The following is a 10,708-nucleotide window of genomic DNA, read 5'->3' as shown; positions in this document are numbered from 1 at the left end:
AGTAATCCGTTTTATGTTGCTATATTTCACTACCCAGCCCGATATAAAACTGAATGTTTTTACTCTTGTCTTTGTCTTTTATCGGGGTGGCAACATCAAATTTAATGGCGCCTACCGGTGATGCCCAGCGCAAGCCGAAACCGGCACCATAGCGTAATTCATCAGGTTTAAAGCTATTTGCCGCTAGACCTGTATCAGCAAAGGTGGCCAGCCACCAGTCGGGATAAGCCTGATATTGGTATTCAATCGTTCCTGTCGCTAAACGAGAACCACCGACTAATTTGCCATTTCGATCTTTTGGCGAGATTTTTTTATAACCATAACCACGTACGCTGCGATCGCCGCCGGCAAAGAAACGTAATGAGGGTGGAATTCGGTGAATATCTGCAGTGTTGAGTACGCCAATTTCTAGACGAGTAAGAAAACGGTGATTTTGCGCATAGGTTCTGACCCAAGCGGTGGACGCTTGAATTTTCCAGAAATTGACATCAGAAATCCCCAATTTACGTCCAAAATCGAAGGTAATACGTTGTGAATCACCCCAATCAGGAAAGGCACCACCGCGTAAACGGGTACGGGTTAACGAGGTTGTCGGATATAGTAATAGCGTTTTGTCGGCGATATCTGCTTGGGTAAAGGCGTCGTAGCGCAAGCGTAAACCTAAGGAATACTGCCATCCGGTAGGATGGTTCCAATAGCGTAGTGCGGCAAGAGTCGATGAGGTTGTTTTGGTATCGTTCTTATTTTCACGTTCAAAACCGCCGGAATATTCATAGTAATAATTCAGCGGATTTTTCAGTAGGGGCATTTTATAGGTCAGTTCGAGCGTTTGCTTCGGTGAGGAAAAATAGAGATTACTTCTGACACTATGCCCGCGATCATTGATCCAAGGTTTCGTCCAACTCCATTGAAAACGAGGCCCAACATCAGTGGAATAACCTAGTCCGACGTTCATAATATTTTTTTTGCGTGGATAGAGCAGCACATCCACATCCACTAATTTCTTTTTATCGTCTAAGTGCGGTTGCAATAGTACTGAGCTGAACCAGTTTGAGGAGGAATAATTGTTGGTTAAGGTAGAAAAATCACTCATTAAATAGGGTTCATTTGAGTGAATGTTGAGCATGTTGCGTAAATATTCTTCTCGAATTTGCGCGTGTAAGAAATGAATTTTCCCATAGTGGTAGCGTTTTTTGCTATCGAAGGTGAGATTCCACCAAGCTTCGTGTGTGGATTTCATCACTTCTAAACGGGATTGTTCAAATTCTGCATCAAAATAACCACGAAATAGCGCGAGTTGTTGCAGTTGGTTTTTATAATCTTCGTAAGTTTCGTGATTGAGTATGGTGCCGGTTTTAGGAACCTGTTTTTCCAGTTGAATGAATTCCGGATCTTGTTTGGCCTCCCCTTTAATCACGATGTCTGTGGTAGAGATTTTTACCGGTTCGCCTACGGTAATGTGAGCGATTAATAGCGGCTTGTTCTTGGCTCGCGGTTTTAATTCAAATTGAATCTGGTGATCATAATAGCCTAAAGCACGCAGACCTTTATCAACGGCTTTGCTGACAATATCTTGATAACGTTCGGAGCCGTCAGCCTCTTCTTTATCGATGGCATTGAGGTGAATCTGGATATTGTTTTTCAAAGCGTCGTTTTTTACCCCATCAATTTGTAAATCAACGAGATGTTCGGCGTAGGCAGAGGAATGCCAAAATAAGCACGAAAATACAAGTGCATAGAAACGTTGACTTGCTTTTTTATTGAACAATTGCTTCATATAACTCCCACATTAAACCTTGGTAGTTTACTCGTTAGGTTTTTTCCCTGCAATGCTTCGCCTATACAAAGTGCGGTGGATTTTTTCGATATTTTTAAGAAAAGGGAACGAGTAAATTGATAATAAAAAAATAGCCGACAGCATTGTCGGCTATTTCTTATGAAATTATACGGTTTAGCCGTTTTTATGCTCAAAATAAAGCACTGTGGCGGCAACGCGTGAGTGAACGTTAAGTTTACGTAGCAAATTACGAATGTGTACTTTGACGGTTTCTTCCGAAATAAATAATTGGCCGGCAATTTGTTTATTGGAAAGACCGGTTGCCACTAAACGCAATACGTCAATTTCACGATCGGTAAGAGAGTCAATAGGGCTTTGCGAAGATTGACGCTCTAATAAGAGATTTTTAATGGAATCACTGAGGATAACTTCACCTTGAGCGATGCGTTTTAGTTGAGAAAGCAATGTGTCTGGTTCGGTATCTTTTAATAAATACCCGTCCGCACCGGCATCAATTAAGGTAAAAATGTCGTTTTTAGCATCAGACACGGTCAAAATGACAATGCGAGCATCAACGTCTTCTGCTCTCAATGCTTTAAGCGTATCTAAACCGGAGAGTCCTTTCATATTCAGATCTAAAATAATGAGATCCGGTGAGGTTTGTAGCGCTAAATTAATCCCTTCAGAACCATTGCCTGCACCGCCAACAACCTCGAAACCTTCTTCTAATTCAACAAGTTGTTGTATGCCACGGCGCATTAACGGATGGTCGTCAATAATTAAAACTTTTAATTTGTCATTCATGTTACACCTCAAGACAAAGCCAAACGGCTATGGAAAGGAACAATCGTTATTCCTTCTTCTGTCATTAATAATTGGTAGAATTGTGGATAATTAAAATCGCGTTGTACGATTTTATACGGATTCTCATTTTCATCCAAGCCTGAGAGTTGATAAATTCTATTTATCTCATGAATTTTTTTCTCTTTTGTACCATCACAGTTGCGGTAAACCTCAAGGCGATTAAGTTCATCTAAAATATAAACGTTAAAACTGCCGTTCGGATTATCTTCAAAGAAGAATTGCAGGAAACCTTCCGTTGCAAATCGATCGATTTCTCGTGGATACTTTTGGTGCTTTGTTGGCACCGGATCCGTCGCTGCAGCTTTTTTATTAAGTGCGGTGTCAAATTGATGTGTTTTTGTGACTCGTCCGTGATGAATTTCTTGCAAACTAATACCGCGTTCTTCAAAGAAAAATTGCCAGTTTTTTCCCGCTACTCGCAATAAATTGTTTTTCGGCGGTTCGGTGACCCCGAGTTGGATGCTGATACATTTATTAATGAGTGTCGTGACGATGCGGCGTAAGGCATGTCGATAGTAGCGGCTATAACAAAAAACTTGTACGAATTTCGGTGATGGCGCACCACGATAAATTTTGTTGGAAAGCACTTTTAACGCCAATAAAATCGCATTCGCTCCTTCAAAATGTAGCGTTCTGACCTCATTCCATACATTACGGTAGGTTAAGTCAATGCTGCCGACCAAGCTTTCTTCATTCGGACCAAAGCTAAACAAATCACTGGCTTGGATGGTGGGCTTGATATCCTTCAACTGTTGCGTCGGATCTTGAGTTAAATTGATAATGACGGCAAGACTACGGATTTCGCAAGGATGGCTGAGATCGGCGTTGCTTGCAAAAGTCGTTTCAATTGGGAATGTTAAACGAAGATCGGTGACAAATTGGCGCAACGTTTTTAATTCGACGTTATCGCTGGAAATGAACAGTTGCGTATTGGCGGTTAATAAACGATTGAAATAGGCCCAAGCCACAAGCTTATTCAAGCTTTCGTTGTATTCGATATAACGAGGATGACAACAACCTTCTACATCTGGTGTTTGATTGATGACATACCAACCGTCTTTAAAATGTCGATTATGTTTGACTTCAATAAACGTCAATGCCGGCTCTGATAAATCCACAGCCAGTTGTGGGTTGAGCAAGGTCACTTTACCCGGCAATTCTTCAAAAGCAGCGTATAGTTTACGTGTCAGCACACTCATGTCTTGTGGCATGATGCTGGCATTCACTTGGTGTTTACGTGCAAAATGGACTAAGTTGCGATAGCTCAACATGAGGAATTTAATCAAACTATTATGTATTTTCATGGTTTGTTTGATTTTCCAATGTCGGCGATTATTGAGGCACTCTAATTGACCGCATTTCCATCCCCATTGTTGAGCCAGTTTGAACAGTTCATCCAAACGCCAGTTCGTTTCCCCGGGGGCCACTTCGTTTTCGTGTACTTTGATATAAAAACAGCAACGCACAAAGTCCAACCGTTTGAATTCTTTTTGACGCGTTAAATAATCGGTTACCCGCTGCAACATGGCTAAATAAGCATCAAATTGGTGTTCAACGTTCAGATCACCACTTAGTAAAGCTTGCTTAAATTCGCGAGAAATCAAGAAGGTGTTTGGGTAATCCCAAGAATAAGCTTCGAGTAATAAAATTTTGAGCAGCGATTTATACGGATAATCAATGCCTTTATAAAGCTGCCACAAGCTTGCGCCAAAATATTCGTTTGCTGAGAACGAGCCTAATCCCCCAAAATCGACCCAATCGTTTAAATCCAGTTGTCCTTCTTGAGTTAAACGCTCAATTTCCGCTTCATAATTTTCTTCACGTTCAACCAATAAATGTAGCCACAACAAAGGTTTGCCGGCAAGGCGTATGGCGGAACGATAAAACTCATCTAGCAATAACATATATTGTGTTGAACCACAATTTTCACCGTCCATCAGTTCGGTATAACGGAAACAACGGAAACGCTTTTGATCCATTAAATAGAAGTTAATTTCTACTTGAAAGCGTTTTGCACATTGTTGAATCACATTGGTTTTTTGTTGTAACAGCTCGAGCGCGCTTTGGCTTAGATCTTCCCGATGACAAATCCAGATATCCAAATCAGAAGATGGTGTTTGGGCGATGGAAGCAATACTGCCCATCACATATACGCCTAGAATTGCTTCTTGCTCAAAAGTGCGGTGGTTTTTTTGAATGTTTTTTCTTTGTTCTTCAGAAAGTGTTCTAGCAAGGTAATCTTGTTGAAAACCACTGAGAGAAAAGCGTGCAATCCCGGTTGGCGCGTTCGCAACATAGCCAGGAAGATCCGGATGGTTAAAATGAAGTAATAAAGGAATGAGTTTAAAGACAAGTTGAAAGGATTCAGTCGTGTCGGATAAAGCGCGATCAATGCGTAATTTATCTAGAAAGTCCACGCGTTTTTTGGCTTCATTGAGATCAAACTTCAATTCGTATCCTAACTTTTTTACAACAGTCATACTTGGCTGGTGGGTACTCTATCACCAGTACTTCAGGAAAGCAAAAAAATTAAATGGAAACTGACAATACGGGCTAACAATGGTAGGATAAAGCACATAAGATCACTTTCATATCTCGTTATTATGTTTAAAAAAACTTTAAAAATTGCCACTCGTCAAAGCCCATTAGCATTGTGGCAGGCAAACTTTGTGAAAGCGCGTTTACAGCAGTTGTATCCCGATTTATCTATCGAGTTAGTGACGATGGTCACTAAAGGCGATGTGATTTTAGATTCTCCGTTGGCGAAAATCGGCGGTAAAGGTTTGTTTGTGAAAGAATTGGAAAATGCATTGTTGAATAATGAAGCGGACATCGCTGTGCATTCTATGAAAGACGTGCCGATGCAATTTCCTGAGGGGCTAGGTTTATCCGTCATTTGTAAGCGTGAAGATCCGCGTGATGCATTCGTTTCAAATACTTACCGCACTTTAGCCGAGTTGCCTCCGGGAGCCATCGTCGGTACATCCAGTTTGCGTCGTCAGTGTCAGCTAAAAGCCTTACGTCCGGATTTGGAAATTCGCTCTTTGCGAGGCAATGTGGGAACGCGTTTGAGCAAACTGGACAACGGTGATTTTGATGCGATTATTTTGGCTTCTGCCGGTTTAATCCGTTTGGGATTGGCAGATCGAATTACTTCTTTTATTGAGGTAGAACAGTCACTTCCTGCTGCCGGGCAAGGCGCCGTAGGGATTGAATGCCGTACGAATGACGAACAGGTAAAACAATTATTAGCACCGTTGGCTGATGTCGAAACGACTTATTGTGTGTTGGCGGAACGCGCCATGAATAATCGCTTACAAGGCGGTTGCCAAGTGCCTATTGGTGGTTATGCCGTGTTGCGTGAGAGCATGTTGAACTTGCGAGCCTTGGTGGGCAGTGTTGACGGTTCAACAATTATTCGTGCGGAAGGTCAAAGTGCGGTAGAAAATGCTGAAATTTTAGGTGTGCAAATTGCCGAGCAACTTTTGGCACAAGGTGCTGACAAGATTTTGCAAAATATTTACGCATAAGAGTTGAATATGGCTGTTTTGGTGACACGCCCTGATGAACGTGGGGAGCAACTGGTTGAGATGTTGGTGAAAGCCGGCATTGTTGCGTTGCATTTACCCCTATTTCAAATTACTCGTGGGGCGGAGCTGAATGAATTGCCTGCAAGATTAGCGAGGCTGAAACCTGGCGATTATGTCTTTGCTGTTTCTAAAAATGCGGTAGATTTTGCGGATAAAGCCATTAAAAATACCGGTTTCAAGTGGCGTGATGACTTATCCTATTTCGCCGTCGGTAAAAGTACGGCTCAGTATTTTGCTGCCATGACAGAAATGGCTGTTCACTATCCGACTACGCAAGAAAATAGTGAAGGATTATTGCAGATATCCATGATGCAAGATTTGTCTGAGAAAACGGTATTAATTTTGCGCGGCAATGGTGGTCGGGAATTTTTTGCCGAACAGGCACAACAACGTGGTGGCAGTATTGAAATTGTCGAATGCTATCGACGTGAACCTCTCGTTTACAATCAAGCGGAGCAAACCAGTTTGTGCAAACGAGCCGGCGTACAAACGATAGTCGTGACCAGTGCTGAAATACTCACCCAATTAGTGGATTTTGTTCCGCAAAGCGAACATAATTGGCTAAAAAGTTGTCACCTTATTACAATCAGTGAGCGTATTGCCCATTTGGCGCAAGCGTTAGGTTGGCAACAAGTGACGGTTTGTCCGTGTTCAGACAATAGAACGTTATTACAAACCTTATTACAATGTCGTTAAACCACATTTTTTCTTTATAGGTAAATTTTATGGCTAACAAGAAATCTCACCCGTCGAAACGGAATGCAGAAGTGGAACAGAAAATTGATATCAGTGAAGATCTTGATTTAGCGACACAAGATGAGGCATTAACTGAACAAATTGAGGCTCCAATAGAGGATAAAGTAAACACTATGCAACAAGAACACAATGAAAAGACGCTCTCTTCGGAACAGCAATCTGCTGTAGCGGAAACTGTTGCTAACGCTTCTACAACGAAAGAAACACCTGTAAAAGAAACGGTAGTTGTAAAAAAAGGCGGTTCTGCATTAGGTTTGTTAGCAATTTTAATTGCGCTAGGTTTGGGTGGCGCGGGCTATTATTTTGGTCAGTTACAGGTTGAGGAAATACAACAAAAATTGACCGCACTTTCAGGGAAAGTACAACAGTCAGTACCGGCAGTAATAGCTGAAGGGCAAAATTTTGAAGCTGAAAGAGCACAGCTTCAGCAACTTATTGTATTTTCTCAAGCCGCTAGTGAGCAAATAGGTGCGTTACATCAGGAAGTTGCCGTTAAAGAACAAAGCTTATCAGCGTTGAAACAAGAAGTGCAACGCTTGGCGAACCAAGCAAAAGCAGAGCAACCCAATGATTGGTTGCTTACCGAGGCAGACTTTCTACTCAATAATGCGTTACGTAAATTGGTGTTAGATAATGATGTGGACACCAGCATTGCGTTGTTAAAAGTAGCCGATGAAACTTTATCGAAAGTTGCGTTGCCAGAGGTGACTTCAGTGCGTAACGCCATTCACGCAGATTTGAAAAACTTATTATCGCTTAATAACGTAGACCAAAACGCCATCATGCAAGATTTATCCGAGCTTGCGAACAATGTTGACGAATTAACGGTGTTAAACGTGAATTTTGATGAAGATCCGAACAACGATAAATTGACGGATTCTTTGGATGATTGGAAAGAAAATGCAGAAAAAAGTGCGGTGAGTTTTTTAAATCATTTTATTCGTGTGACCCCAAAGAAAGCGAATGACAAAGCGTTGTTAGCGCCAAACCAAGATATTTATTTACGTGAGAATATTCGTTTACGTTTACAAATTGCAATTTTATCTGTGCCACGCCAACAAGACGATTTATACAAACAATCTTTGCAAACTGTAGCTTCTTGGATTCGGACGTATTTTGATACCAATACCGATGTGGCTCAAAACTTCTTGAAGAATTTGGATGAATTATCGGAACAATCAATTTACGTGGATGTGCCGACTCAGTTAAGTGGGTTAAATGCCTTAGATAAATTGTTGAATAAGCCAACACAAGAAGTGCAAAAAATCATGCTTTCTGTGGATAAAGAACTCGAGTCGCACGGTAATTCGGGAACTGAGCCAACAGGAAAAGAAAATGAGGCTGCCACCGCGCCGGCGAATGAAACCAAACCGGAAGTCAATCAAGGACAACAATAGGAGAAATAGATTATGTTACGAGTGCTATTTTTAATGTTGTTGTTACTGGCAAGTTTAATTGCCGGGCCGTATTTAGCGGGTAAGCAAGGCTATGTGCGAATTGAAACGGCAAGTCATATCGTCGAAATGTCCATTACTACTTTAGTGATCTTCTTCGTGCTCGCTTTAGCCTTGGTGTACAGCATTGAAGTCGTCATTAGCCGTTTTTTCCGTTTAAGCAACAACACATACAGCTGGTTTTCTCGTCGTAAACGCACGAAAGCGCAAAAGCAAACATTGGAAGGCTTAATGCGTATGGATGAAGGGGATTATTCTAAAGCGGAAAAATTAATTGGTAAAAATGCGAAGCATTCTGATGAGCCGGTGCTGAACTTCATTAAAGCAGCAGAAGCAGCACAACAGCGTGGTGATGAATTTAGTGCAAACCGTTATTTAATGGAAGCAACGGAAATTGCCGGTTCTGATAGCTTGGTTTTAGAAATTGCCCGTATCCGTATTTTATTACAACAAAATAAATTACCGGCAGCGCGTAGTTCAGTTGACAGCTTATTGTTGATGGCAGGGAAAAATAAGGAAGTACTTAAATTAGCCGTTGAGATTTATTTAAAATCAAAAGCTTACCAGGCGCTAGATAATATTTTAGACCAAATCGAAAAATCCGGCTTGTATGCCTCACAGGAATTTGTTGCATTACAAACCCAAGTGGAAGATGGATTGCTTGATGAGAAAATGAATGAAGAAGGCGTCGATGGTTTGTTAGATTGGTGGGATGAACAATCTCGTAAACGCCGCAATGATGCCCGTGTGAAACTGGCGTTAATTACGCGTTTGATTGATGCCAATGATCATGAGTCCGCTTATGAATTCATGTTGGAGTTAGTGAAAAAATTAGATAGTGACAATAGCCCGTTAACGCAAGAATTGTTTAAACAAATCAGCCGTTTGCAACCTGAAGATAATAGCAAGTTGGTGAAATTTATCAGCAAGTGGTTAAAAGGCGCAAACACATCGGTGCAATGTTGTGCGCATCGTGCACTCGGTTATTTATATGTGCGTAACAATGATTTTGCTAAAGCCAATGAGGTGTTTAAAGCGTTAATCGCCAATAAAGAGAAATTGGAGCCGGCGGACATTACAATGGCATCTTATGTCTTTGAGCAAGTTGGTGATAAGGTGGCAGCACAACAATTACGTGAAGACGGTTTGAAGTCTGTGATGGCGGTTGAAAATCTCAACTTATCGGAAGAAACATCAGAAAATCCGACCGCACTTTTAGCGCAAAAATAATCTCTTCAAAAAACAAAATGCCCTGATGATTCAGGGCATTTTTTTATTCTTTCTTTTTTAAGAATTTTGGGGTAATTCCATGTCATTTTCGAGCACTGCAGTCAGTTGCTGAATCTTACGCAGAATCATATTTAAGAATACACCGTAAGCAGGGACGAATAACAGTAACCCGATGAATAATTTAAATAAATAATCGACGAAGCCGATTTCCATCCAGTGTTCCGCCATAAACGGATCGCTGCTTGCATAGAAGGCAATCGCGAAGAACAAATAAGTGTCTGCCATAGAACCAAATACCATGGAGCTGGTTGGCGCTATCCACCAAGTTTTGAGTTGGCGTAAGCGATTGAATACCAAAACATCTAATAATTGTCCGAAAACATAGGCGAAGAAACTCGCGACTGCAATGCGGAACACAAACATATTAAATTCGGTTAATGCTTGTAGACCTTGATATTGGGTATCTGAAAAGAGGGTTGAGACCACATAGCTGATAATTAATGCCGGAATCATTACCACGAAAATGATCCAACGTGCTTCTTTCGCACCGAAGATACGCACGGTTAAATCCGTCGCCAAGAAAATAAATGGGAAGGTAATTGCGCCCCAGGTGCTGTGGAACATAAAGTCTTCTTGTGCGCCGAAGAATGTCAGTGGCACATGAATTTCAAAAGGAAGCTGCACTAAATAGTTACTGACAGCAATGATAAAAATGTGGAAGAAACTGAGCAAAACTAATGCTCGACGTTTTTGGCGATCGCTAAAAATCGAAAATGCGTGTGTCATTTGAATACCTTTTTAGTTTAAATTGGGGTTAGGGAACCCAGAACATATTGTGAGCCTGCAAAAATGCAGGGCGCAAATAATACTGCATCAAAAAAATAATTCAACCAGAATTAAGTATTGAAACATAATCACAATATGAAAATACCAACCAAACAGAATATTTTATAAATAGAATTAATTCGTATTTGCAACAATGGGTGTTATTTCGTTAGAATAAGCGCCTTATATATTACATACTTTTTCTTTAGGAG

General features: G+C 41.1%; 8 protein-coding genes. 4 read left to right on the top strand and 4 right to left on the bottom strand.

Annotated elements, in window-relative coordinates; genetic code table 11:
• Positions 1-19: 19 nt before the first annotated feature.
• The 3 genes from tamA to HMPREF9064_RS01550 form a co-directional block, all read right to left on the bottom strand.
• The gene (gene tamA, locus HMPREF9064_RS01540; protein WP_006719403.1) at positions 20-1,777 is read right to left on the bottom strand and encodes an autotransporter assembly complex protein TamA; all 1,758 of its coding nucleotides are present in this window, start codon (positions 1,775-1,777) and stop codon (positions 20-22) included.
• Positions 1,778-1,951: 174 nt separating this feature from the next.
• On the bottom strand, positions 1,952-2,581 hold the full coding sequence (narL, locus tag HMPREF9064_RS01545; protein ID WP_006719400.1) for a two-component system response regulator NarL: 630 nt from the start codon (positions 2,579-2,581) through the stop codon (positions 1,952-1,954).
• Positions 2,582-2,589: 8 nt separating this feature from the next.
• Positions 2,590-5,091, bottom strand: coding sequence for a class I adenylate cyclase (locus HMPREF9064_RS01550; RefSeq protein ID WP_032997990.1), 2,502 nt, complete (start codon positions 5,089-5,091; stop codon positions 2,590-2,592).
• 153 nt (positions 5,092-5,244) lie between these two features.
• On the opposite strand from HMPREF9064_RS01550, the gene hemC reads away from it, so the two are divergent.
• From hemC to HMPREF9064_RS01570, 4 genes are read left to right on the top strand one after another with little or no spacing between them, the layout of a single operon-like run.
• Entirely contained in the window at positions 5,245-6,171 is a 927-nt protein-coding gene (hemC, locus tag HMPREF9064_RS01555; protein WP_032997989.1) for a hydroxymethylbilane synthase, read from the top strand.
• A gap of 9 nt (positions 6,172-6,180) precedes the next feature.
• On the top strand, positions 6,181-6,927 hold the full coding sequence (locus HMPREF9064_RS01560; RefSeq protein WP_006719394.1) for a uroporphyrinogen-III synthase: 747 nt from the start codon (positions 6,181-6,183) through the stop codon (positions 6,925-6,927).
• Positions 6,928-6,956: 29 nt separating this feature from the next.
• Positions 6,957-8,384, top strand: coding sequence for a uroporphyrinogen-III C-methyltransferase (locus tag HMPREF9064_RS01565; RefSeq protein ID WP_006719392.1), 1,428 nt, complete (start codon positions 6,957-6,959; stop codon positions 8,382-8,384).
• A 12-nt stretch (positions 8,385-8,396) separates the two neighbouring features.
• The gene (locus HMPREF9064_RS01570) at positions 8,397-9,671 is read left to right on the top strand and encodes a heme biosynthesis protein HemY (RefSeq protein WP_006719390.1); all 1,275 of its coding nucleotides are present in this window, start codon (positions 8,397-8,399) and stop codon (positions 9,669-9,671) included.
• Between the two features lie 57 nt (positions 9,672-9,728).
• Here HMPREF9064_RS01570 and HMPREF9064_RS01575 read toward each other — a convergent pair whose 3' ends face one another.
• Positions 9,729-10,457, bottom strand: coding sequence for a 7-cyano-7-deazaguanine/7-aminomethyl-7-deazaguanine transporter (locus HMPREF9064_RS01575; RefSeq protein WP_006719388.1), 729 nt, complete (start codon positions 10,455-10,457; stop codon positions 9,729-9,731).
• Between the last annotated feature and the right edge of the window lie 251 nt (positions 10,458-10,708).

Source organism: Aggregatibacter segnis ATCC 33393 (assembly GCF_000185305.1).
GTDB lineage: Bacteria > Pseudomonadota > Gammaproteobacteria > Enterobacterales > Pasteurellaceae > Aggregatibacter > Aggregatibacter segnis.
Note: the sequence above shows the minus strand (reverse complement) of the source record. Positions and strands in the feature narration are given on the sequence as shown.